This is a genomic window from Caballeronia sp. LZ016, from assembly GCF_031450805.1.
Lineage (GTDB): Bacteria > Pseudomonadota > Gammaproteobacteria > Burkholderiales > Burkholderiaceae > Caballeronia.
In genome coordinates, this window is the sequence record NZ_JARTVY010000004.1 from 640,161 (window position 1) to 661,723 (window position 21,563).

General features: G+C 64.7%; 24 protein-coding genes and 1 pseudogene. 5 read left to right on the plus strand and 20 right to left on the minus strand.

Going from position 1 to position 21,563, the window contains the following annotated elements; genetic code table 11:
- Positions 1–43: 43 nt before the first annotated feature.
- Both P9220_RS23400 and P9220_RS23405 read right to left on the minus strand, forming a co-directional pair.
- Positions 44–391, minus strand: coding sequence for a hypothetical protein (locus P9220_RS23400; RefSeq protein WP_309768063.1), 348 nt, complete (start codon positions 389–391; stop codon positions 44–46).
- Between the two features lie 125 nt (positions 392–516).
- On the minus strand, positions 517–1,392 hold the full coding sequence (locus P9220_RS23405; RefSeq protein WP_309768065.1) for an alpha/beta hydrolase: 876 nt from the start codon (positions 1,390–1,392) through the stop codon (positions 517–519).
- A gap of 109 nt (positions 1,393–1,501) precedes the next feature.
- On the opposite strand from P9220_RS23405, the gene P9220_RS23410 reads away from it, so the two are divergent.
- Entirely contained in the window at positions 1,502–2,353 is an 852-nt protein-coding gene (locus tag P9220_RS23410) for a LysR substrate-binding domain-containing protein (RefSeq protein ID WP_309768066.1), read from the plus strand.
- On the opposite strand, the gene P9220_RS23415 is transcribed toward P9220_RS23410, so the two are convergent.
- From P9220_RS23415 to P9220_RS23435, 5 genes are all read right to left on the minus strand, one after another.
- Entirely contained in the window at positions 2,350–3,393 is a 1,044-nt protein-coding gene (locus P9220_RS23415) for a phytoene/squalene synthase family protein (protein WP_309768068.1), read from the minus strand. The genes P9220_RS23410 and P9220_RS23415 overlap by 4 nt on opposite strands.
- A gap of 67 nt (positions 3,394–3,460) precedes the next feature.
- The gene (locus P9220_RS23420) at positions 3,461–4,117 is read right to left on the minus strand and encodes a septal ring lytic transglycosylase RlpA family protein (RefSeq protein ID WP_309768069.1); all 657 of its coding nucleotides are present in this window, start codon (positions 4,115–4,117) and stop codon (positions 3,461–3,463) included.
- Positions 4,118–4,239: 122 nt separating this feature from the next.
- Positions 4,240–4,947 carry a DUF899 family protein gene (locus P9220_RS23425; protein ID WP_309768070.1) on the minus strand — a complete coding sequence of 236 codons (708 nt, stop codon included), beginning with the start codon at positions 4,945–4,947 and terminating at the stop codon, positions 4,240–4,242.
- A gap of 34 nt (positions 4,948–4,981) precedes the next feature.
- Entirely contained in the window at positions 4,982–5,641 is a 660-nt protein-coding gene (locus tag P9220_RS23430; protein ID WP_309768071.1) for a glutathione S-transferase family protein, read from the minus strand.
- A 327-nt stretch (positions 5,642–5,968) separates the two neighbouring features.
- A complete protein-coding gene (locus P9220_RS23435; RefSeq protein WP_309768072.1) occupies positions 5,969–6,847 on the minus strand; it encodes a glycosyltransferase family 4 protein in 879 nt (292 codons plus the stop codon).
- 143 nt (positions 6,848–6,990) lie between these two features.
- Between P9220_RS23435 and nudC the strand changes: the two genes are divergently transcribed.
- Entirely contained in the window at positions 6,991–7,935 is a 945-nt protein-coding gene (gene nudC / locus P9220_RS23440; RefSeq protein WP_309768074.1) for an NAD(+) diphosphatase, read from the plus strand.
- Between the two features lie 74 nt (positions 7,936–8,009).
- Here nudC and P9220_RS23445 read toward each other — a convergent pair whose 3' ends face one another.
- The 4 genes from P9220_RS23445 to P9220_RS23460 form a co-directional block, all read right to left on the minus strand.
- Positions 8,010–8,744 carry a ribonuclease activity regulator RraA gene (locus P9220_RS23445; protein WP_309768075.1) on the minus strand — a complete coding sequence of 245 codons (735 nt, stop codon included), beginning with the start codon at positions 8,742–8,744 and terminating at the stop codon, positions 8,010–8,012.
- Positions 8,745–8,759: 15 nt separating this feature from the next.
- Entirely contained in the window at positions 8,760–10,505 is a 1,746-nt protein-coding gene (gene araD, locus P9220_RS23450) for an L-arabinonate dehydratase (protein WP_309768076.1), read from the minus strand.
- A 107-nt stretch (positions 10,506–10,612) separates the two neighbouring features.
- Positions 10,613–10,960 (minus strand): hypothetical protein, encoded by a 348-nt coding sequence (locus P9220_RS23455; protein WP_309768077.1) that lies wholly within the window; start codon positions 10,958–10,960, stop codon positions 10,613–10,615.
- 136 nt (positions 10,961–11,096) lie between these two features.
- The gene (locus P9220_RS23460; protein WP_309768078.1) at positions 11,097–12,446 is read right to left on the minus strand and encodes a hypothetical protein; all 1,350 of its coding nucleotides are present in this window, start codon (positions 12,444–12,446) and stop codon (positions 11,097–11,099) included.
- Positions 12,447–12,625: 179 nt separating this feature from the next.
- Here P9220_RS23460 and P9220_RS23465 point away from each other — a divergent pair.
- A pseudogene (locus tag P9220_RS23465) lies at positions 12,626–12,977 on the plus strand (type VI secretion system baseplate subunit TssE).
- A gap of 44 nt (positions 12,978–13,021) precedes the next feature.
- On the opposite strand, the gene P9220_RS23470 reads toward P9220_RS23465, so the two are convergent.
- Complete coding sequence (locus P9220_RS23470; RefSeq protein ID WP_309768080.1) at positions 13,022–14,080, minus strand: NAD(P)-dependent alcohol dehydrogenase; 1,059 nt, start codon at positions 14,078–14,080, stop codon at positions 13,022–13,024.
- Between the two features lie 373 nt (positions 14,081–14,453).
- Here P9220_RS23470 and P9220_RS23475 point away from each other — a divergent pair, with 373 nt between their 5' ends.
- A complete protein-coding gene (locus tag P9220_RS23475; RefSeq protein WP_309768081.1) occupies positions 14,454–14,765 on the plus strand; it encodes a hypothetical protein in 312 nt (103 codons plus the stop codon).
- Here the strand turns inward: P9220_RS23475 and P9220_RS23480 are convergent.
- Complete coding sequence (locus P9220_RS23480) at positions 14,732–15,052, minus strand: HNH endonuclease (RefSeq protein WP_309768082.1); 321 nt, start codon at positions 15,050–15,052, stop codon at positions 14,732–14,734. The genes P9220_RS23475 and P9220_RS23480 overlap by 34 nt on opposite strands.
- A gap of 129 nt (positions 15,053–15,181) precedes the next feature.
- On the opposite strand from P9220_RS23480, the gene P9220_RS23485 reads away from it, so the two are divergent.
- A complete protein-coding gene (locus P9220_RS23485; protein ID WP_309768083.1) occupies positions 15,182–15,484 on the plus strand; it encodes a hypothetical protein in 303 nt (100 codons plus the stop codon).
- 13 nt (positions 15,485–15,497) lie between these two features.
- On the opposite strand, the gene P9220_RS23490 is transcribed toward P9220_RS23485, so the two are convergent.
- The 7 genes from P9220_RS23490 to narJ all read right to left on the minus strand — a co-directional run bounded on the left by P9220_RS23490 (position 15,498) and on the right by narJ (position 21,562).
- A complete protein-coding gene (locus P9220_RS23490) occupies positions 15,498–15,929 on the minus strand; it encodes a hypothetical protein (protein WP_309768084.1) in 432 nt (143 codons plus the stop codon).
- 106 nt (positions 15,930–16,035) lie between these two features.
- On the minus strand, positions 16,036–16,254 hold the full coding sequence (locus P9220_RS23495) for a DUF3079 domain-containing protein (protein ID WP_309768085.1): 219 nt from the start codon (positions 16,252–16,254) through the stop codon (positions 16,036–16,038).
- Positions 16,255–16,370: 116 nt separating this feature from the next.
- A complete protein-coding gene (locus tag P9220_RS23500; RefSeq protein ID WP_309768086.1) occupies positions 16,371–17,579 on the minus strand; it encodes a nitronate monooxygenase family protein in 1,209 nt (402 codons plus the stop codon).
- A gap of 50 nt (positions 17,580–17,629) precedes the next feature.
- Entirely contained in the window at positions 17,630–18,319 is a 690-nt protein-coding gene (locus tag P9220_RS23505) for a response regulator (RefSeq protein WP_309768087.1), read from the minus strand.
- 11 nt (positions 18,320–18,330) lie between these two features.
- On the minus strand, positions 18,331–20,241 hold the full coding sequence (locus P9220_RS23510) for a type IV pili methyl-accepting chemotaxis transducer N-terminal domain-containing protein (RefSeq protein ID WP_309768256.1): 1,911 nt from the start codon (positions 20,239–20,241) through the stop codon (positions 18,331–18,333).
- A 2-nt stretch (positions 20,242–20,243) separates the two neighbouring features.
- Positions 20,244–20,918: a respiratory nitrate reductase subunit gamma gene (gene narI, locus P9220_RS23515; RefSeq protein ID WP_309768088.1), complete on the minus strand. Its 675-nt coding sequence runs from the start codon at positions 20,916–20,918 to the stop codon at positions 20,244–20,246.
- A complete protein-coding gene (narJ, locus tag P9220_RS23520; protein ID WP_309768089.1) occupies positions 20,915–21,562 on the minus strand; it encodes a nitrate reductase molybdenum cofactor assembly chaperone in 648 nt (215 codons plus the stop codon). The genes narI and narJ overlap by 4 nt, the downstream gene beginning before the upstream one ends.
- Between the last annotated feature and the right edge of the window lies 1 nt (position 21,563).

Genomic DNA, 21,563 nt, shown 5'->3' on the forward strand with positions numbered 1-21,563 from the left:
GCCATTTGCCCGGCGATTTGGCTAGAAAAGGCGCAATTGATGGTCAGGACGCGGCGGACCGGAGGCCGCTGGCGAGCGTGCCGGATCGCCGCAGCGCGGATGCGGCGCGGCGCAGCAGCGAAGGCGTTTGCGCTCGCGTCGTCACGGTTTCGGGCGCTTCGGGCGGTTCCGGTTCGGGCGCGAGCGCCTCGCGGGCATCGGCGCATCGCTCGTTGAGCTGGCGGCGCACGGCGGGATCGTCGATGAGCGATATCGACAAGCCGCGCTCGAACTGCAGCGTGTAGGCGATATCGCCGAAGTGCTCGCAGCGGCCGCTATCGGCCAGTTCGAACGCCAGCGTGACGGTGCGCTGGCGCTTCCATGCGTCGAGATCGTCGTGCCCGGTGCTCACATGCGCCTCGCGAAGGCAATGAGGTGGCAACGATCTTAGCCCGGCAGCCGCGCGCTCACGGTTGCGTTGTCACAACACGCAACGAAAATGTATGACGGAAAGCCCGACCGTTCGTCCGCCGGCGATTACCACGCGCCCGCGAAGCCCAGCACCGCGCGATTGAACGCGGCGGGACTCGCCACGTTCATTCCGTGCGACGCCCCCGCCATCGTCTGCCGTTCGGCGAATTCGATCCATTCGACGAGCTTGTCGACGTTGTTGCGGAACATGCGCGGGCTTCTCTGGCCGTCGATCAGCAACGTGCGGCACTTGATGTCGCGCGCCGCCTCGCGGGTGTAGGCGGGAAGCGGATCGCGGAACTGCTTCGGCAGCGTGAGCGCGTTATCGAGCGCCATGCGGCGGAAGCTCTCCGTGCTCTTCTGCCAGAAGCCGGGCATGCTCACCGAATCGACGAACATTTCGAGACCGGTGTCGAAATCGCCCTGTTCGATCAACTCCGCGACGCGCGCACGCAGCGCGTTCGTTGCGGGCGGGAGGGTGGCGAGGGCAGCGGACGCCTGCGCCGATGTCTGCAGCGGACCGCCCGGATCCGCGAGCGTCAGCGTCTTGACAAGCCGCGGATATTCGCGCGCCAGATGGAACGCGATGCAGCCGCCGCGCGAATGCCCGACGAGATGCACGGGCGCCAGGTCCATCGCGACGATGAACTCGGCGATCTCGTCGACGTGCGCGCGCCAGCCGAACTCGCCCTGCACGAAGGCATCGACGGCCGGCCAGTAGTGGCTCAGGCTCGGCGCGATCGCGCGGAAGTGCTTGCCGAGCGGCGCAAGTTGCGCGCACCAGTAGCGGTAATCGCACAGCGAGCCGTGCACGAACACGAGCGGCTCCCCTTCGCCGCATTCGACGTAAGGCACGGATAGGCCCGACGCGGTCGTCGCGAACGACGGTTCGGGCATGGCTTGCACGGCGGCGAGGACAGCGGGATCGGTACGCGCGTTCATCGGTAGGCTCCTCTCCTGCACTATGCCGCCCGGCAAGCTAAAAGAAAATCGCATAATATTGATAGATTCGTTCAGATTTTCTGATACCAAAGCCTCGCACCGACTCTTCATGAAAGCGCTCGACCTGGACGTTCTCTCGATGATCATCGCTGTCGCAGATACCGGCAGCATCAGCCGCGCGGCGGGGCTCGTGCACCGGTCGCAATCGGCGGTGAGCATGCAGATCAAGACGCTCGAAACGGCGCTCGGCAAGGCGCTCTTCGTGCGCAAGCCGCGCAGCGTCACGCCCACGCAGGACGGCGAAGTGCTGCTGACCTACGCGCGCCGCATGATCGCGCTGCGCGACGAAGCGTGGGCGGCGGTCGTCCGCCCCGACGTAACCGGGCGCGTGGTGATCGGCGTGCCGGACGATTACGCCTCGTCGCTCTTTCCGCCGATCCTGAAGAAGTTCTCAGCGACGTATCCGAAGGTCGAGATTCAGGTGGTCGGCTTGCCGAGCGCCGCGCTCGCGCCGATGCTGAAGGACGGCGCCGTCGATCTCGTCTGCGCCACGCGCGTGAAAGGCATCTCCGGCGAGTTCCTGCGCCACGAGCCGATGGTCTGGGCCGCCGCCCCCGGCGCGACCGACATCTGGCGCGAACGGCCGCTGCCGATCGCCGTGTTCCTGCCGGGCAGCGTCGCGCGAGAGAACGCCATTCGAAGCCTGGAGCGGGCGCGCATCGGCTATCGCACGTCGTATGAAAGTCCCAGCCTGCTCGGTCTCCTGACGATGGCCGAAGCCGGGCTCGCCGTCACGCCGCTCGCCAAATGCGCCGTGCCCGCGCATTTCACGCTGCTCGGGCAAGCGCAGGGACTGCCGGAAATCGCCGCGCTGGAAGTGGTGCTCGCGCGCAGCGCCGCATCGCAACGGCCGCCTTGCGATTTTCTGGCCGAGCGGATCATCGCGGAATTGCGCCGCTAGAGCGCGAGTTCGATCGCGTTCATTCGGCGCGACACCCACGCGCGCAACATGCGGTTCGATGCGACGAGCGGCATCGACGTCGCCATGATGCGATACACGTCGTTGCGCCGGACCTTGGAGATGCGCGCTGGATCGAGCCACGCGTCGTTGCCGGCGAGAAGCACGAGCGTGTCGAGCCCGATCATGATCGGCCACAGGCACGCGAGCCGAAGTCGCACGGCGTGCGGCGGAATCGCGAGCGTGTATTCGAGCGCGTCCTGAAAGAGCGGCAAGCTCGCGCGCAGCAGCTCCGCCAGGACGGGCCGCGCACGCGACGAAGCATCCGCTGCCAGCAGGTCTTGCGGCGCGAGACCATGACGCGCGAGCAGGTCGGCGGGCAGATAGCATCGGCCGATGCGCAGATCGCGTGCGCAATCGCGCAGCACGTTGGTCATCTGCAGCGCCTTGCCGAAGCGCACGCCGCGCGCGAGCATCACGTCGGGCGCCGTCCGGATGAGGCCGGGCATGTGCGCGAAGGTCATCTTGGTCCAGAACTCGCCGACGCATCCCGCGACCAGATACGTGTAGCGGTCGAGTTGGGCGAATGCATCGAGCGCCGCGATCTGTCCGGATGTTTCGTCCGGGAACGTGCGCAGGTCGAACTCCATGCCGGTGCTGAGCGTGGTCACGATATCGCGCACGGCGGCGGCATCGGCTGGGCCGAGGTCGCTCAGAATCGATAGCGCGGGTCCGAGCGATTCGAGCAGCACGCGTTCGTCGGGCTGTGTTTGCTGCCCCGCGACTTCATCGGCGATGCGGGCGAGCGCGCCGTCGTCCGGCGCGCCGTTCACTTGCGCGCGCAGCGACAGCAGCAAGTCGAGCCGGCGCGCCGGCGTGACGAGCGACGTATCCGCGATGGTGTCCGCCGCGCGCGCGAGCAGATAGGCGAGCCCGATGGGATCGCGCATCGCGGGCGGCAAGATGCGCAGCGTCAGATAGAAAGACCGCGAAACGCTTTTGAGAAGCGGGCCGAGAAGAAAGGCCCGGGGCGATTGGTTCATGTGTCGGATCGGATGACTCGGCAGGGCGCAGGTCTTGTGCCGCCGCATTGTATCCGTCCGATGGCCGTCAGGCCGAAGCCTGGGCCCGCGCTCGCGCGCCGTGACGCCGCGGATGCGCGAGGCGCAGCTTCATCGGCCTCTTCGGCGCTTTGGCGTGATACACGCGCGCCTTGTTCGACGCCGCGACCGGCTGCGCGATCTGCAGCCTGATCGGCTCGACCGGTTCGAGCAGGACGCGCGCGTGCCCGGCATTGCGCAGGCCGAGCAGGCTCGCGGCGGCGAACGACAGGTCGATCATCCGCCCTTTGACGAACGGGCCCCGATCGTTGATACGCACCACCACCGACCGCGTCCTCGAAACATTGCTCACGCGCACATACGATCCGAGCGGCAACGTGCGATGCGCGGCGGTCAGCGCGTTCATGTCGTAGCGCTCGCCGCTTGCGGTGCGACGTCCCTGAAACTTGCTGCTATAGAACGACGCCTCGCCGACCTGCAAGGGTTGCGACACTGCGTTGTCGGGTGCGATCGCGGCGGGCGCATCGACCGATGATGCCTCGGCCGCCGGCGTTTCGCGCACGTCCCGCGGCTCGTCCTGCGACGGCTCCGGCGCCGCAGCCGCGCTCACCGGCCGATGCGCGGCGCATCCGCTGACCACGACGAGCGCGCCGACGGATGCGAGACTGACGACGCGCGCGCGCCGGATGAATGCGTTTGCAACCATGAGCGAACTTCTCCCGGTAATACCGATTCACCGTGAAACGGTTCGCCCATAACGCCGGCCCGCGACCGAAGTTGACCACGCGCGCCCAGATTTGACTGAACGTCACACAAGCCACGCGCCGCCTAGGAATAGTTCAGTTTCGGATACCAGTCCGTACCGCGTCCTTCCGGCGTCATGTCGAGCACGGTCCAGAGCGGCATCGGATCGGGCGCGCCGCGCGGGTCCTCGCCCGGATCGGCGGTCGCGAAGTCCATTTCGCCGCCCCAGAAGTGGCGGATCACGCCGTCGCGCCGCGTGAACACGTTGAGAGCGGGTTCATCGCCGCCTTCTTTCGAAATCGCGTGATAGTCGCGGCTGAAGTTGCCGTTGGTGTCGGCATACAGCTTCAGGTCGCGCCAGCCGCGCTCTTTCTTGAACGCGACGAGCCTGGCGAGCGGCGAGCGCGCAATGACCGCGAGCGCCACGCGTTGTTCGATATCGCGCGCCTCGCCTTCCCACGCCGACAGCAGCGACGTGCACATCGGGCAGGGCCGCTCGCGCTGCGGTCCGAACATGTAGCTATAGGTGACGAGCGTGTCCTTGTCGCCGAACAGGCCGGCGAAATCGACGGAACCGCGCTCGCCTTCGAAGCGATAATCGCCCGTGACTTCGCCGCCGGGCGGCAGTGCGCGCCGCATCTGCGCAACGCGCTCGATATGCCGCCGCAACTCGATTTCTTCGGCCAGCAGCGCAATGCGCGCCCGCCGATAGTCGGCGCTTTCATTCGGGAAGGTCATCGTGGCCCGCGCCGCCAGTTCGGCTGCGGGAAGGCGTGAAGGCGTGGATGTCATGCGTGTTCTCCTGTGTTGACGAACTCGACGGGGGTCAGTCGCGATCCGGCGCGCCCGGCGGAAACAATCGCCGATACGGCCGCGCCTCGTCCACCGCGCGCGCAAACGAAGGCCGCGCCAGCAGCCGCTTGCGATACGCGATCACGTTCGGATAAGCATCCCCGATGCGATGCGTCCAGTCGGCATAAAACAGGAACGGCGCGGCGGCGCAGTCGGCGAGAGTGAAGGCATCGCCGGCGGCCCATTCGCGCGCCGACATCAGGCGGTCGAGGATGCCGTACGACGTGTCGAGCATCGCGCGGGCATCGGCGACGCCGCGTGGATCGCGCTCGTGATCGGGCCGCATGCAATCGAAGACGATCTTTTGCTGCGGCGTAGACACGTAGTTGTCGAAGAAGCGGTCCATCCAGCGCACGTCGAGCGCGGCGCGCGGATCGGACGAAATCAGGCGCACCGGTCCGGGATGAAAGAGGTCCAGATACTCGATGATGATCGTCGCTTCGATCACCGCCCGGCCATCGTCGACGAGGACGGGAAAGCGCCTGATGGGCCAGAGTTCCGCCAGTTCGCGCATGGACTGCGGCGTTTCGGGCGTGAGAGGCCGCCATTCGAACGGCGTGGCGTTTTCGTAGAGCGCGACCAGCACCTTCTGGCAATACGACGAAAACGGATGGGCGTACAGGCTCAGGCTCATCGGACGATCTCCATGATGGTCGGCGGCTTCATGGCCGGCTCCATGACGACGATCGGCGCGGCTGAGAATCGACACGCTTCGGCATGGAACGATCATCCTGTCGTTGTGCGTTGCGGGAACGCGATGCGACCGCCGTTCGATCGTCGCGGCAGTGCGGCAGTGCGGCTCTGCTGGCTTGGAGCGCGAAGCCGTCAACTTCCGTGAGTCCTATGCGATCAGTGCTGCGTGCCGACAAGATAGGACTTGTCGTTGCAGATCGCAACGGTCGCGCATCAGGTCAGCAGTGCTCTCAACATGCGGTCCCAGACGGGCGCGAGCGCATTCCAGTCATAGAAACGATCGGTGAAAGCCCTTCTGCGCGTCGAGATGGCTCTGACAGCCCGCGGGATCGTTTCGCAGTCTGACGACCGCGTCCGATAACGCATCGGCGAAGACCGCCACGTGATCGGCCGGCTTTTCCGTCCATTGATAGCCGAGCGCGCATCGATTACAGGTATCGAAAAGTCCGCCGTAGTTCGGCGCGACGACCAGATTGCCTGCGGACATCGCTTCGATGGCGGCGAGGCAGGAGGTCTCGGGCCATATCGACGGATAAGCGAACACGTGGCTTTGCTGAAGCGCGCGCCGCACGGCATCGTACGGTTGAAAGCCGTGATACGTGATGTTCGGGTGATGCCTGCAATGTTCGAAAAGCGGCGCGTAAGGCGCGTCGAGCTCCGGTTGGCCGTAGGCATCGAACGATGAATACACGTGCAGGTGCAGCCGCCCGAATCTGGCGAGCACATGCTCGAAAGCCGGCACGAGGAGTTGAAGACCGCGCTGCGGCGTCGTGTGGTAGATGACGTTGATGACCTCGTGCAGGTCCGGCTTGGGCAGCGGCGGTATCGGTTCGATGCCGTTCCGAATGACGATGCATTCGGAGTACGGCATGCCGTAGAAGATGTGGAACATCTGCATTTGCCAGTCGGACACCATCACGATTCTGGCGAACTGCTTGCGGTAAGCGGCGTCTTTCAGCGCCACCGTTTCTTCGGTCGGCACGTCGTGAAGCCAGAGCACGGTTTTTCTGTGCGGGTCGATCTCGCGGATACGCGACGGGATGATCTGAAACTTCGCGAGCAGGCCCGCGTCGAGTGAGCGATGCAACCGGCGCAGCATCAGCTCCGTCCCGCCATTGGCCTCGCGTGAGAATTCGTTGACTTCCATGATGCTTACACCGGTATCCGATACAGGCGGACTTATCGCATAGCCGCGACGCCTTGCTTCGCCAGCAAGGATGCGCCAACTTCGCTAGGATGCTCGCTGACCCTTTTCCTCAGGCGCGCGCCGCCGCTTCGACGAACTCAATCATGCCCACGCCGCCTCATGCCATCGGTTTCACGCTCGATCCGCTCGACCGCATGTCCGACAAACGCGATGACGAAGCGTTCGTCGCCCGCCTCCGCGACGATGCCGCCACGCGCTTTCTGCTCTTTGTAAAGGACGTGCCGCTGTTCAAGCGCATCGACGGCCGCGACGGGCGCCTCGATGCGCTGTTCGCCGCGCATGAAGCCGCGACGTTCGGCGCGCCGCTGCAGACGGTGCTGCTGGGCCGCGACGCCGATGGGCGCGCGCTCTTTGCCTGCGCCGTCGACGCGAGCGCGGAAGCCGCGGCGAGCGCGCTCGAGGGCGTGCCAGTCGAAACGATGGAACTGCGGCCCGTCGCGATGCAGGGACTCGTCGATGCGCCGATCGTCAGCGCGCTCGGCGAAGCGCGATCGATGCTCGACTGGCACCGGCGGCATCGCTTCTGCGCGAATTGCGGCCATCCGACCGACGACGCAGGCGCGGGCTGGCGGCGCATCTGCGGCAACTGCCGCGCGCAGCATTTTCCGCGCGTCGATCCGGTGGTCATCATGCTCGTCACCGACGGCGAGCGTTGCCTGCTCGGCCGTCAGCCGCAATTCGCGCCGGGGATGTACTCGGCGCTGGCGGGCTTCGTGGAGCCGGGCGAGACGTTCGAGCATGCGGTCTATCGCGAGGTGCTGGAGGAAGCCGGCATCCGCTGCAAGGACGTGCGTTACTTCGCGTCGCAGCCGTGGCCGTTTCCTTCGTCGCTGATGATCGGCTGTTTCGCGCAGGCAGTCGATACGGACATCGTCATCGACAAGAACGAGCTCGAAGACGCGCGCTGGTTCACGCGCGCCGAAGTCGCGGCGATGCTCGACGGCTCGCACGCGGACGGACTGTCCGCGCCGAAGCCGTTTGCTATCGCGCATCATTTGTTGCGGGGCTTCGCAGAGGGCGGGCGCTAGTTGCGCAGGGTGGATTCCCAGGCGGCCGAGCTGTTGGTCGCCTGACGAGACGATTCCACGTCCGGCGTTGTCCTCTACACCTGCCCCTTGCGCCACTCCGCATACTCCGCAAGCGTCGCCTCATCCGGCGGATACGTCCCGCGCAACGCGGCGCCGCGTTCCACGCGCATCGTGATGAACGCTTCCAGCAGTTCCTGCTCCGCCGCATCTTTCGCCACCTGCTCGGCCATATGACGCGGAACGATGACGACGCCATCGACATCGCCGACGACGATATCGCCCGGATACACCGCCACGCCGCCGCACGCGATCGGCACGTTCATGTCCACCGCGTGATGCTTCGCGAGGTTCAGCGGCGCGCTCGGGCCCGCGCAGAAGATCGGCAAGCCGATATCGCCGATGGTCCCGCTATCGCGCACGCAACCATCCGACACCATGCCCGCGACGCCCCGCACCTGGAGACGCGTCGTCAGAATCGAGCCGCTCGATGCGACCGTGCGATCGCCACGGCAATCCTGCACGAGCACGCTGCCCGGCGGAGCGGTCTCGACCGCCTTGCGTTGCGGGTGATCCGGGTTCTGAAACACGCCGAGATGATCGATATCCTCGCGCGCCGGAATGTTGCGCAGCGTGAACGCCGGCCCGACGAGATTCGGTGCGCCATTCGCCGGCTTGACGAGCGGCGCGACGCCTTGCAGGAACACATTGCGCAAGCCGCGCTTGAAGAGTTGCGTCGTGAGCGTCGCGGTGCTGACGTGGCGCAGCAGTTCGAGGGTCTCGCCGGAGACGGCGATGTCGTGAGTCGTCATGTCGATGCTCGTCGTTCAGTGGATTTCAGGCTCGCCGCCATCAGCGACGAATTTCTCTTCGAGGAAGTCGAAGTCGCAGCCCTTGTTCGCCTGCGTGACGTGCAGCTGATGCATCACGCCGAAGCCGCGTTCGAACGGCCGCTTCGGGCGCACCCACGCGGCGCGGCGGGCGGCGAGTTCATCGTCGCCGACTTCGAGATGCAGCCTGCGCGCGGGTACGTCGAGTTCGACGATGTCGCCGTCGCGCACGAGCGCAAGCGGCCCGCCCACGAACGATTCCGGCGCGACATGCAGCACGCACGCGCCGTAGCTCGTGCCGCTCATGCGCGCATCGGAGATGCGGACCATGTCGCGCACGCCCTGCTTCAACAGCTTCTGCGGAATCGGCAACTGGCCCCACTCCGGCATGCCGGGCGCGCCGACCGGTCCCGCATGTTGCAGCACGATCACGGAATCGGCGGTCACGTCGAGCGCTTCATCGTCGATGCGCGCGGCCAGGTCCGCGTAGTCCCTGAACACGACCGCCGGGCCGCGATGCTTAAGCAGATGCGCTTCCATCGCCGCCGGCTTGATGACGGCGCCGTCGGGCGCGAGGTTGCCGGTCAGCACGGCAAGGGCATCGTTCGGCACGAGCGGATTGCTGCGCCTGCGGATGACGTCGTCGTCGAAAATCTCCGCGCCCGCGATGTTCTCGCCGAGCGTCGCGCCATTGACCGTGAGCTGGGCGCCATCGATGAGATTCCCCAGTTCCGCGAGCAGCGCGCGCAGGCCGCCCGCGTAGAAGAAGTCCTCCATCAGATACTTGCCCGCCGGGCGCACGTTGCCGATGACGGGCGTCACGCGCGACAGCTCGTCGAAGCGCGCGGTCGTGAGCGGCACGCCCGCGCGCCGCGCGACCGCCACCAGATGCACGATCGCGTTGGTCGAGCCGGACAGGGCCAGCACGGTGGTAACGGCGTTGTCGAACGACTTCGCCGTGAGGATGTCGGACGGCTTCAGATCCGTCCAGACCATCTCGACGATGCGCTGCCCCGTCAGCGACGCGAACTGCGCATGGCGCGAATCGACCGCTGGAATCGACGCGAAGCCCGGCAGCGTGAGGCCGAGCGCCTCGGCGGCGCTCGTCATCGTGGAGGCGGTGCCCATCGTCATGCAATGACCCGGCGAGCGCGCGATGCCGCTCTCGACGCCCTTCCACTCCTCCTCGGTGATTTTGCCCGCGCGCAGTTCGGCCCAGTATTTCCACGTGTCGGAGCCGCTGCCGAGCGTGCGGCCGTTCCAGTCGCCGCGCAGCATCGGACCGGCGGGCAGGAAGATCGCGGGCAGGTTCATGCTGATCGCGCCCATCAGCAGGCCGGGCGTGGTTTTGTCGCAGCCGCCCATCAGCACGCAGCCGTCGAACGGATACGAGCGCAGCAGTTCCTCGACCTCCATCGCGAGGAAATTGCGATAGAGCATCGTCGTCGGCTTCTGGAACGGCTCCGCGAGCGTCATCACGGGCATTTCCACCGGAAAGCCGCCCGCCTGCCAGACGCCGCGCTTGACTTCCTCGACGCGCTGCCTGAAGTGCGTGTGGCAGGAGTTGATTTCGCTCCACGTATTCACAACGGCGATCACCGGCTTGCCCATGTAGTCGGACGGGTGATAGCCCATCTGCGCCGTGCGCGAGCGGTGGCCGAACGAACGCAGATCGTTGGCGCCATACCAGCGATGGCTCCGTAATTCCTCTGGCTTCTTGCGGATGGTCGGATCGTAGGCCAAGCGGTGTCTCCTCGCGCGCAGCGTCTCCACTTCGATGGGGACGATGGTAGCGTTGCGGAGCAGTGTCGTCGCTTGGGGTTTTTGCGAGAACGCTTAATTGGATGCGCTTATCCGGACACGAACGGCGCGGTCAGTATGAGCGCGCATTCGGTCAGGAACGACCCGAGCCCCACGCCGATGAGCACGCGTGCGACATACGTCCATACGCGGCGATCGACATTGGCCGAGCATCGCCAGGCCGCCGTGCACCACGCGAGATAGAGCGCCGCGCACGCGGCGAACAGGCCGAGCATGCCGGGCCAGAACCAGATGGTGATAAGCAGGAACGGTTCGGGAGCGACCCCGGTACCCCAAAGGTACAGATAGACGGCCCACCATGCGAGATGCAACGGCAGGCCGAGCAGCCACCAGACTTTCCAGAAGCGTTCTTCCCCGCGCCAGGCCTTGCGCAACATGCGTCGTCGTGTCGTGAAATGAGGTCCGCATTTTACTGCACGGGCGGCCGGGCGCCGGCGGAGTAACGAGTAGGTTTCTAAAGGTTTTCAGCGTTTTGCGTTGCAACAAGCGAGCGTTTCTTTCGAAAGACTTTCTTTATGTGGTCGCGCCGTCCGTCATGTGTCGGCTCGCCAGGTCGCCGCGATGCATCGCGAGGGCGCGCAGCGACAGCCACATGTGCATGTAGTGGACCATGAAGCTATCGGGCTTTTGCAGCTGATATGGCGTGTTCAGCGTGATGCAGTCGACCAGTTCGGCGTCGCTCGCCATGCCGTGCCGCATGAGGACTTTGATGAAGGCGTCCTGATCGCCGCCGCTTGCGTACGTCGATGACTTGTCCGCGACGCCGCCGATCGTCTCCTCGACTTCCGCCAGCACGTCGAGGTTTTGCGGCGTGCGGCGAAAGCCCATGATGCCCGAGTTGAACTGCCAGCTCATGTCCATCGCGATAAGACGATCGCGATTCGTGAAGAGCGCGTCGAGCGGCGTCGACTGATCGATGACGAGCACGTCCGCATCGATCCACATGACCCACTCGTGCGATGGCAGATGGCGGCGCAGCACCCACGGCTTCAGCCAGTTGCCGCTCGCGCTCTGTCCGGCCTCTTGCGGCAGGTCGCGATACACGTGCAATGCGTAGCCGTGACGCGTGCAATAGCGGCGCAGATTGCGCTCGGCAATCTCCCCGTAGGCCCGGATGTTGGGCGTATAGAGCATGACGAGCGCGATCGGCGCGTCGGGATTCAGGGCCTCGTATGCCGTATCGACGGCTTGCGGTTCCGGCTGCGGCGGCAGCGTCAGATAGGGCTGGCCGTTCGCCTGACACGCGTTGATGTGCTCGGCGAAGAGGTCGCGCAGGTCGGCATGGACGGGCTGGTTCGGCGGGGCATCGGGGATATCGGCAAGCGCGATGGTGAATGCGCGCCACTGCGTCCAGATGGGATCGATATGCCATGCTGCGGGGACTGCGGGATGAACGTCGTCGAAGCGCGTGATATAGGCGAATGGAGAAGTCGAGCGAAGCAACTCCGATTCACTCACGGCGGTGCTTCCGAACCGGGCACGCGCGCACAGGCGTTCCACCATTTCGCGCGATGCGGCCGTGTTGCGCCACAGTTGAAACGCGGCGATGACCGTGTCGTGCCCGGCGTCGCCCATCGACACGGTGATATGGTCGCGAGCCGCCTCCATCAACGCTTCGCAGGCAATGTCGCGCACGATCAGGCAGTCCTGCGTGAGCAGCAGGATGAGATCGCCGTCGGGCATGGCCCGCATGGCGCGCAACAGCGTCTGGTACTTGAGCAAGACACGCAGATGCGCCCAGCCGATGCTGCTTGCATCGACGAATTCGTGCGTGTACGCGCGGCTCGCGCAGTATCGCCGATGATTTTCCAGCGACGCGTTGGCGTCGCGGGTCGCAAAGAAACTGATCAGCTTCGTCGTCATGTGAGGCGCGGAGGAATCGCAGGGGAGGTCTTGATTCTGCGTCCCCTGGGCGGTCGTAAGCAAGACGAAGGACACATTGTTTCATGCGGTGCGGCAAGCGAGAGGTTCGTTGCTAGCGGCATCGCGATGGCGACGCGTGCGAGTCGCGCGAATGCATGGGGGATGGCCTGCTTGCGTTGATGCTCGTTCGCGAACGTGAAAATCCATCGCTCTACGACATTCTGCTCGGTCAAATCGACGGCGAGCCGATCCACTATTTCGACGACCGCACGCTCGAAGCCCTGAGCGTGCAGCAAAACGTGCGAGGCGTCGTCGCACGCGCTCAAGAAGCAGATGGAACTGACGCTGCTCAAATACGAGCCGCGCATCCGTTCAATCGATGTGGCCATCGTCGACACGCCGGAGCCGGGGCTGCAGGTCAGCTTCGAGATGACCTGCCACCTTAAGAAAGCGGGCCTCGTGCGCTTCGGCACCTACTTCGAGCCGCCCGGCATCTTCAGGCTGGAACGGCGCGTGCGCGAGGGAAGATAGATGGTGCCGGACGAGGCCCGCGAGAGAGCCTCGTCCGAGCACTCTTACTTCTCCATCGTCGCCATATCGATAACAAACCGATACTTCACATCGCTTTTCAGCATGCGCTCATAAGCCGTATCGATCTCGTCCATGCGGATCATTTCGATGTCCGAAGTAATCCCGTGCTTGCCGCAGAAATCGAGCATTTCCTGCGTCTGGGCGATACCACCGATCAGCGAGCCCGCCAGCGACCGGCGTTTGAAGATCATGTTCATCACCGACGGCGACGGGTGCGGATGCTCCGGCGCGCCGACGAGCGTCATGGTGCCGTCACGCTTGAGCAGCGCAATGAACTGATCCAGATTATGCGATGCCGCCACCGTGTTCAGAATGAAGTCGAAACTGTTCGCGTGCGCGGCCATCTGGTCAGGGTCCTTCGACACCACGACCTCATGCGCGCCCAGGCGCTTCGCATCCTCGGTCTTGTTCGGAGACGTGGTGAAGAGCACGACATGCGCGCCCATCGCCGCGGCGATCTTCACGCCCATGTGCCCGAGCCCGCCCAGACCCACGATGCCAACCTTGTCGCCCGGCTTCACGTTCCAGTGACGCAACGGCGAATACGTCGTGATGCCCGCGCACAGCAACGGCGCAACCGCAGCCAGCTCGAGATTCTCCGGAACGCGCAGCGTGAAGGCTTCATCGACGACGATCGACGTCGAATATCCGCCATACGTCACGCCGCCCGACTTCTTGTCCGGTGAGTTATACGTCTGAATGAAGCTGTCCGGACCTTCGCAATACTGTTCGAGACCTTCGTTGCAGGCATCGCAGACGCGACACGAATCGACCATACAGCCGACACCGGCCAGATCGCCCGCCTTGAACTTCGTCACCTCGGATCCGACTTCCGCCACGCGCCCCACGATCTCGTGACCCGGCACGACCGGATAGTTCGTGCCGCCCCACTCGTTGCGCGCCATGTGCAGGTCGGAGTGGCACACGCCGCAAAACAGGATGTCGATACGCACGTCGTTCGGGCCGACGTCGCGGCGCTGAATCTCCAGCGGGCCGAGCGGCTTGTCGGCTGCCGATGCTGCATACGAATACGCTTTGAACATGGACGAATTTCCTCTATTGACTTGAATCTATCGACATGAGACTCGCGCCTTCGCCCGTTGCGAAGACGCGGCCAGATCAGGTGGGTCCGCGCCTGTCGCGCGGCATTTTATGTGCGGGAGCGAACCTTCGCCACCACGCTATGCATCCGTTGCTGCTCCGTTGCCGATGCTGCCGATACTTCGGCGTCAGCAGGCAACCTCATTACTGTATGCCTATCGGAATATCTCTGCTTGAACGGCGGGCGGCGCGCGTGCGCCCCTCCTTAAGCGGGACTATTCGAGAGCGAACGGACGTCATAACGTTGTCACGAACGTGCGGGCACCGTATCGGAACCACAAAGAGGGCGAGACCATGCGGGCGAATGCAACGAGGGTGAGCATCGATCTACCGGGCGGCGCCGTCAGCGCCGAGTTTCACGCAGATACCGGGCGGCTGAGGATTCTCGAACGCGACATGCTGCGCGTCGAACTTTTTCCACCGCACTCCTGGTTCACGGTGGCGTCGGTGGCAGGCAACAGCCGCTGGGGGACGCGGCCACGGGAAGCGGATCTCTACCTCGTGCTGGAGAGCTTCATCATGCAGCGCTTCGGCATGTCCGCGCTGAACAAGGAAGCCGCGTGCGCGCCGTGGACCACGCCTGCACTGCGCGGTTACGACTTGCGCGACGAGCGCCGCGTGCGCTGATAGAAACCGTTCGGCTTCGTCCTGACCCACTCGACGAAGCCGCGCACCTGGTCATCGGCGAGCAGCGCCTCGACGGTGGAAAACTGCTGCGCGAGCTGCTTCTCGGTGAAGAGCGCATGCAGTTGCCGATGACAGATGCGATGAAACACCGCCGTCTTCTTGCCGCCCTGCGACTTCGGCACGAGATGATGCAGGTCGCGCTCCGACGGCGGCACCGGACGGCCGCACAACGCGCAAGTCTCTTCCTGCGGCGGTTGATACCACGGTTCGGGCGCGCGCCTGGGCATCGGGCTAGTCGTTTGCAGATAGGAATCGATGATTCAGTGTACCCGCCGTCGCGCGATGATGCCGTCGACCGATACGTGGCATCATGAAGGCGCTCTTCACCCTTCACGCATGCTCACGGCGGAGACGTCATGGAAGTGACCATCAGCGAATTGACAGGCCTGCTCGCGGAACTGGAACAGGAAGATCCCGTCGATTACGGCGACCTGCCGTTCGGTGAGCCCGAACTTCGCAGTCTCGTGTTGACGTCGCTATTGGAGAAACATCGCAACCTGCAGGCGAGCGGGCTCAACGCGAGCGATGTCAATCTCACTTACATGCTCACGACCGCGCTGCTTCTGATCGAGAATCTCGTGTTGCACGCGCGGCTGCTCTTGCTGCAGGGACAGCGCATCGACGTGAATGCGCTGTTGAGAAAATATTCCGGCGGATGAGCGTTGCAGCGCGTCAGCCTCGCGCGCGCTTCGGCGGCGTGTAGCCCGGAATCTGGCTCAACGCTTCATGGCACGCCGCCGATAAAGCCGCCAGCCGGTCGACGCTCGTGCGCATCTGCCGATGCGTCTGAGCAATGTTCTCGCGCAATATCTCGAGCCGGGGCTGGATGGTGTCGGCCATTGCATCGCCGATTGCGCCGCATGCGAGCAGCGTTTGCGCGTCGTCGTGGGCTTCGCGCAGTTCCATCACATTGACGCGGTTTTGCGCGAACACCCGCGCATGCGTTTCGGCAAGAGCGCCCAGCCCCATGTCGCGCATGCGCTCGACGAACGTGTACATCGACTTCATCGCGGTTTCGGCGGCGTCGTAAGCCATGAACTGGACATCGTCGATATGCAGTGACAGACGGCCTTCCGGTGTTTCGAATTCGAGCTTGGTGTGCATGGCGGGCAACGCGGTGAGTTGGATTGCCCGGAATTCTAGGCAGGCGCTATTCGCCGGCGTGTAGGAACAGGACGAATACCTGGCGCGCGTTCGGGTTCACTCCGTTTCAAGCCTTGCTTGCGGACGGCACGATCGATGTCGCGTCGTCCGCGACATCGAGTCCCCAGTCGCCGAACTCGTACCAGTCTTCGCCCATCAGTTCGGCCGGATGCTGCGTGCGATTCGAGCCGTTGCCGCAGCGCATGGCGTCCGCGGCGCAGTAGTGGTCGCAGCCCCAGCAATTGCGCTCGGGATGCTTGGGATGAAGGGGAAATCGCTTGGCCATGACGTAACGCCTTTCGTTGAACTGTTCTTAGCCTAGGGCGCAGCAAACCGTCGAGCCATAAGACGAGTTCGATTCAACGCGCCCGCATGTGAAACGCGACATTTCCGGACGACACATCAGCAGCCCGCGCCCGCCGTCTTCGTCGTACCCGTGAGCAGCAGTTCGATCAGTTCGCGCACGCTGCGAATCGCCGCGCCAAAAGGGAGCGTCTCGCGTCCACGGAAGAAAAGTCCATTGCCGACATCGCCGCGCAGCGCCGCCGCGAGGCGCGTATCGATACAGAAATGGCCGAACTTCTCGATGCCGTCGCGCAGACCGCACGCACTCAGGCATTCGAGCGCGGTCGGACACGTCTGCTTGCGTGCGCCGATTTTCGTGCGGATGCGATCCTCGTTGCGCAGGTAGCGCATGAGCCAGGGCGTCTTGACCGCGCGCGCCGGCAATCCCGTCACGCTGACGAACTCGACGATATCCTCCGGCGTCGCTTCGGCCAGCACGCGCTTGAACTCGGGATGCGCGTCGCCCTCCTCCGTGACGGCGAACGGCGTGCCGATCTGCACGCCATCCGCGCCCGCCGACAGCCACCCGCGCACCGCCTCATGACTGTTGATGCCTCCCGCGACGATTACCGGGACGTCCGCGCGCGCGATGCCGAGCGTGGCGAACACCGTCTCCAGTTCTTCCAGCACGCGAGCGAAGCCGAAGCGCTCGTTGTTCATGTCGGCGACGTCCGTCACGCCGAGATGCCCGCCCGCATGCGCGGGATGTTCGATCACGATCGCATCCGGCAAGCGCCCCTTTTTCATCCACTTCTTGAGGACGAGATTGACGCCGCGGCTGTCGGAAAGAATCGGGATCAGCGCGATGTGGTACCCGTCCGTGAGGTCGGGCAGGTCGAGCGGCAGGCCCGCGCCCATCACGATGGCGTCTGCGCCTTCCTCGCAGGCCACGCGCACGTAATCGGCATGTGCGCTGACCGCCTTCATCACGTTCACGGCGATCATGCCGCGCCCCTCGGACAACGCTCGCCCACTGCGAATTTCACGTGCCAGCGCGGTGAGATTGGCCTGTTCCAGCGTCTCGCGCGATGGATCTGCCTTGCACGCTGCGGTCAGATCGGCGTGATGATGACGCAAGTCGATGCTCGCGATGGTCCCGACGGCCCCTTCCCGCGCGACGCTCCCCGCCAGCCGATGCGCCGAGATGCCGACGCCCATGCCGCCCTGCACGATGGGCAGCACGCTGCGTCCGCGAATCGTGAGCGGCCTGAAGCCGTGGTACGCGGATATCGAAGGAGACGAAGTTTCAGCTTGATTTCGATTCATGATGTGACTGCCTGACGACGCGCTCATGACATGCTCGACGCATGAGGCGTTCAATTGGATTCGGAAAGCACGGACGCGGCGTCGCGCCCGGCTGCATAGAGCGCGACCTGAACGCGGCTCGTGAAATTCAGTTTGCGAAGGATGTTGCGCACGTGGATCTTGACGGTGCTCTCGGCGAGCGACAGCGTGCGCGCGATTTCCTTGTTGCTCGCACCGCGCGACAATTCACGGATGATGTCGCGTTCGCGCGAGGTAAGCGGATCGGCCGCCGCCGATGCCGTGGGCACGGGCGCGGTGTCGCCTTGCATCGTGGACGCTGGCCGGCGCATGCTTGCGACGAGCTTGACGGTCATGTCGTCGGCAATGACGGGCTGGCCCGCCGCCGCCTTGCGGATGGCCGCCGCAAGCGTGTCCGCTTCGATGTTCTTGAGCAGATAGCCGCACGCGCCGTCGCGCAGCGCGACCGTGAGTTCATCGACGTCTTCGGAGACCGTCAGCATGACGACCGCCGCTTGCGGCAGGTCTTGCACGAGCAGCCGCAGCGTTTCGAGACCCGAAAGCCCCGGCATGTTGATGTCGAGCAGGATGACGTCCGGGCAGAACTGCATCGCCCGCTTGATGCCTTCGTGCCCGTCCGCCGCTTCACCGACGACCTCGAAATCCGGCGTGCGCTGCAGCAGCGCACGCACGCCCGAGCGGAACAGCGTGTGATCGTCGATAAGCAGGATGCGGATGGCCATGATGAGAAGCGTCAGACCGCCTGACGCGCATGAGTGGGCAAAACGAGTTCGACGCGCGCACCGCGCCCGGGCGACCCGGTCAGTTGAAGCCTGGCCGACAACCGTTCCGCACGCTCGCGCATGATGTGAAAACCCACGTGCCTTTCGTCGAGAAAACGCATATCGTCGGGATCGTAGCCCTGGCCGTCGTCTTCGACCAAGAGCCGGAATTCACTCTCGTTGACGATCGTCACATGAACGTGACTTGCTTCCGCATGCTTGCGCACGTTCGACAGCGCTTCCTGCAGGATGAAGATGACCTGCAACTGATGATCCGCCGCAAGCGGAGGCCCGCCCGCCTCCCGATAATCGAGCGCGACAGGTATGCCCGCTTGCGAACGAAAGCGCTCGATGGTGCTTTCCACCGCGTAGCGGAACTTGCCGCTGCCGAGCTTCGAGCGGAAGTTGTTCAGCAGCTCGCGCACGTCGTCGTAACTTTCCGCGACACCGCCTTCGAGCAGCGGCACGATCTCGCGTATCTCGTCCATGCGGGATTCGCGGGCGGCGGCATCGAGCAGATGCACCTGCATCTTCAGGAAATTGAGGCTCTGCGCGATGCTGTCATGCAAGCCCTGCGCGACGAGGTTCCTTTCCTCCGATACCGCGAACTGCCGTTCGAGCGCCGCGAGCCGGCGATTCTTGAGCGCAGTGCCGAAGTGCTTGCCGAGCGTTTCGAGCAGTTTCATTTCGGACGCGGGGATCGGGCGTTTTCTGTCGAAGTGCAATGAGAACGACCCGAGCTTCTCGCCCTGCGACACGATGCCGAACGCCGCCACGCCCGCCGATTCGTCGGTCAGGCAAGGCCGCTGGCTCATGCGCCGCGCATCGTGGACGACGGCCGCGCCCTGCGTCGCGGCATCGCCGCAGAGGCAACCGTCGACGGGCATGCAGCGTTCGGCATCGAGCAGTTCGGGCGGCACGCCATCGGATGCGACGAGATGCAGGCGATCGTCTTCGTCGGAAATAAGGCGGACGGTCGCGCCCGACGCGTCGAACTGATGCGTGAGACGCGCGATGAACCCCTCGCACAAGGCGGGCACGTCGTTGGGCAAGTTGAGGAACGCGGTCATTTCATACAGCGCGGTCAGTTCGCGATTCTGCGCCGCCAGTTCCGCTGTTTTGGCTTCGACGCGCCCGGCCAGATCGCCATAGAGCGCCTGCAATTCGGCGGCCATCCGGTTGAAGCCCTCGGCCAGATTGCCGAACTCGTCGCGCGATTCGACCGGCAGGCGCACGTCGAATTCGCACCGCTGAATGCGCGCAAGTCCTTCCTGCAAGCGCTGCACGGGCGCGACGAACCACAGATAAAGCAGATACACGATGGCCACGGTGCCGAGGCACGACAGCGCCGCAAGCGCCATCTGCGACATGCGCAGCCACGCGGTCTTGCGCGCGTTCTCCTGTTCGATGAGCCGGACGAGCGTATCCGCGCCCGCGACGAACGAAGGCAGCGCCTCCAGATAGCGCGATGCATCCGCCGTATCGCGCGCTTGCGGTTCGAGACGCGCATGCCAGGCATCGGCGACGCTGTCGAATTGACTGCGAATGCGCGCATCGTCGGGAAGGAACAGCGGACGCGCCGCATCGCCGCGCCGCAGACGATCGAGCGTGGCGTTCATCATGGCGATGTGCTCGTCTGCCGCCGATGCCGCCGATGCGCCGCCATCGCGTTGCGCGGCCAGCAGCGCGATCCCCACGGCGTTCGCGCGCATCCGCAGGCTTCCGGCATCGTTGATGGCCGCGCCCGCGCCCTGCAGTTGCCACGAGAGCCACAGCGTGCCGCCGATCATCGTCAGCACGAGCACGAGCGCCACCGCCGACAACATGACGATGCGGGTCGCGAGCCGCTCGCGCATCGGTGGATCAACCGCGGGCGTTTCCATGTTCAGCGGCTGCGCACGAGCTGCCACGCGCGCGCCAGGTAGGTCAGCGACGCGAAGCCGCTCCACACATGCACGAGGCGCGTGAACGGGAAGATCACGAAGAGCGTCATGCCCATGAAGAGGTGCACGCGGAACAGCAGCGGCGCATTCGCGACATGGCTCGCCGCATCGCCCTGGAAGGTGAAGATATGCTGCGCCCAGGTCATCAGGCTGACCATCATCGCGCCGTCCATGTGACCAGCCGATTCGCCGATGGTCGACAAGCCGAGCAGCAGCGTCACGAGAATCCACAGCAGCAAGACGCGATCGCCGGTCTTCGTGACGGCGGACAGCCGCGCGCTCGTCAGGCGGCGATGCAGCAGGATCGCGAGGCCCGCGAGACACATCGTTCCCATCACGCCGCCGGCGATCATCGCGACGGCCTGCTTCACGCTATGCTCGACGCCGAGCCGGTCCCATACCGCGACGGGCGTGAGCAAGCCAAACAGATGCCCGAAGAACAGGCCGAGAATGCCGACGTGAAAGAGGATGTTCCCGAGCCTCAGGTTGCCGCGCTCGATCAATTGCGTGCTGTCGGCTTTCCAGGTGTATTGCTCACGCTCGAAGCGCATGAGGCTGCCGAACAAGAAGATGCACGCCGCGATATACGGGTAGATGCCGAACAGGAAAGTGTTCATCGGGCCTCCTTTGCGGTCGGATGAAAACGAATGGTCTGCGTTGAAGAAGCACGCGACGGCACGAGCAGCGGCTCGACGCCATCGTGGCCGGGGCCGAACATTTCGAGCGCCTCGTCCATGTCGCGCACGGGCGGCTGCGTCAGCGGGCGAGGTTCGACGGATGCGAGATCGCGCAACACGTGGAATGCGCCCGCGTACGGACTTTCGTTCTTTGCGAGCCGCTCGCCGATGGCGTTCAGCACGTGAATGGCGTCGTCGAGCAGGGACTGTGCTTTCGCCGGATCGATCAGGCCGAGCACCTCGAGAAACAGCGGCACGTAGTCCGGCAGTTCGTTGCTCGTCACTTCGAACCCGAGCGCACGATATTCATCGAGCAGATCGACCATCGCGGGGCCACGGTCGCGGCTTTCGCCGTGAACGTGCTCGAACATATGCAGCGAGTGCGACGGCGTGCGATCGAACGTCGCGACGTACGTCTCCTGCGATTCGATCAGCGAGCGCGACTTCAACGCATCCACGAGCGGCGAGAGATCGGCCTGCGCACGCGGCCACGCGGCGAGCGCGCCTTCGATTTCCGGCAGCGCATCGATGAGCGCGTGCTCCGGATAGTCCAGCAAAGCGGAAAGCATGGGATAGAGCGACATC

Excerpts from the sequence above, each read along its gene's own strand:
- P9220_RS23405 (WP_309768065.1), bottom strand. The coding sequence starts at position 1,392 with ATGAACGCGCGTACCGATCCCGCTGTCCTCGCCGCCGTGCAAGCCATG.
- P9220_RS23410 (WP_309768066.1), top strand. The coding sequence starts at position 1,502 with ATGAAAGCGCTCGACCTGGACGTTCTCTCGATGATCATCGCTGTCGCA.
- P9220_RS23415 (WP_309768068.1), bottom strand. The coding sequence starts at position 3,393 with ATGAACCAATCGCCCCGGGCCTTTCTTCTCGGCCCGCTTCTCAAAAGC.
- P9220_RS23420 (WP_309768069.1), bottom strand. The coding sequence starts at position 4,117 with ATGGTTGCAAACGCATTCATCCGGCGCGCGCGCGTCGTCAGTCTCGCA.
- P9220_RS23425 (WP_309768070.1), bottom strand. The coding sequence starts at position 4,947 with ATGACATCCACGCCTTCACGCCTTCCCGCAGCCGAACTGGCGGCGCGG.
- P9220_RS23430 (WP_309768071.1), bottom strand. The coding sequence starts at position 5,641 with ATGAGCCTGAGCCTGTACGCCCATCCGTTTTCGTCGTATTGCCAGAAG.
- P9220_RS23435 (WP_309768072.1), bottom strand. The coding sequence starts at position 6,847 with ATGGAAGTCAACGAATTCTCACGCGAGGCCAATGGCGGGACGGAGCTG.
- nudC (WP_309768074.1), top strand. The coding sequence starts at position 6,991 with ATGCCCACGCCGCCTCATGCCATCGGTTTCACGCTCGATCCGCTCGAC.
- P9220_RS23445 (WP_309768075.1), bottom strand. The coding sequence starts at position 8,744 with ATGACGACTCACGACATCGCCGTCTCCGGCGAGACCCTCGAACTGCTG.
- P9220_RS23455 (WP_309768077.1), bottom strand. The coding sequence starts at position 10,960 with ATGTTGCGCAAGGCCTGGCGCGGGGAAGAACGCTTCTGGAAAGTCTGG.
- P9220_RS23460 (WP_309768078.1), bottom strand. The coding sequence starts at position 12,446 with ATGACGACGAAGCTGATCAGTTTCTTTGCGACCCGCGACGCCAACGCG.
- P9220_RS23470 (WP_309768080.1), bottom strand. The coding sequence starts at position 14,080 with ATGTTCAAAGCGTATTCGTATGCAGCATCGGCAGCCGACAAGCCGCTC.
- P9220_RS23480 (WP_309768082.1), bottom strand. The coding sequence starts at position 15,052 with ATGCCCAGGCGCGCGCCCGAACCGTGGTATCAACCGCCGCAGGAAGAG.
- P9220_RS23485 (WP_309768083.1), top strand. The coding sequence starts at position 15,182 with ATGGAAGTGACCATCAGCGAATTGACAGGCCTGCTCGCGGAACTGGAA.
- P9220_RS23490 (WP_309768084.1), bottom strand. The coding sequence starts at position 15,929 with ATGCACACCAAGCTCGAATTCGAAACACCGGAAGGCCGTCTGTCACTG.
- P9220_RS23495 (WP_309768085.1), bottom strand. The coding sequence starts at position 16,254 with ATGGCCAAGCGATTTCCCCTTCATCCCAAGCATCCCGAGCGCAATTGC.
- P9220_RS23500 (WP_309768086.1), bottom strand. The coding sequence starts at position 17,579 with ATGAATCGAAATCAAGCTGAAACTTCGTCTCCTTCGATATCCGCGTAC.
- P9220_RS23505 (WP_309768087.1), bottom strand. The coding sequence starts at position 18,319 with ATGGCCATCCGCATCCTGCTTATCGACGATCACACGCTGTTCCGCTCG.
- P9220_RS23510 (WP_309768256.1), bottom strand. The coding sequence starts at position 20,241 with ATGGAAACGCCCGCGGTTGATCCACCGATGCGCGAGCGGCTCGCGACC.
- narI (WP_309768088.1), bottom strand. The coding sequence starts at position 20,918 with ATGAACACTTTCCTGTTCGGCATCTACCCGTATATCGCGGCGTGCATC.
- narJ (WP_309768089.1), bottom strand. The coding sequence starts at position 21,562 with ATGTCGCTCTATCCCATGCTTTCCGCTTTGCTGGACTATCCGGAGCAC.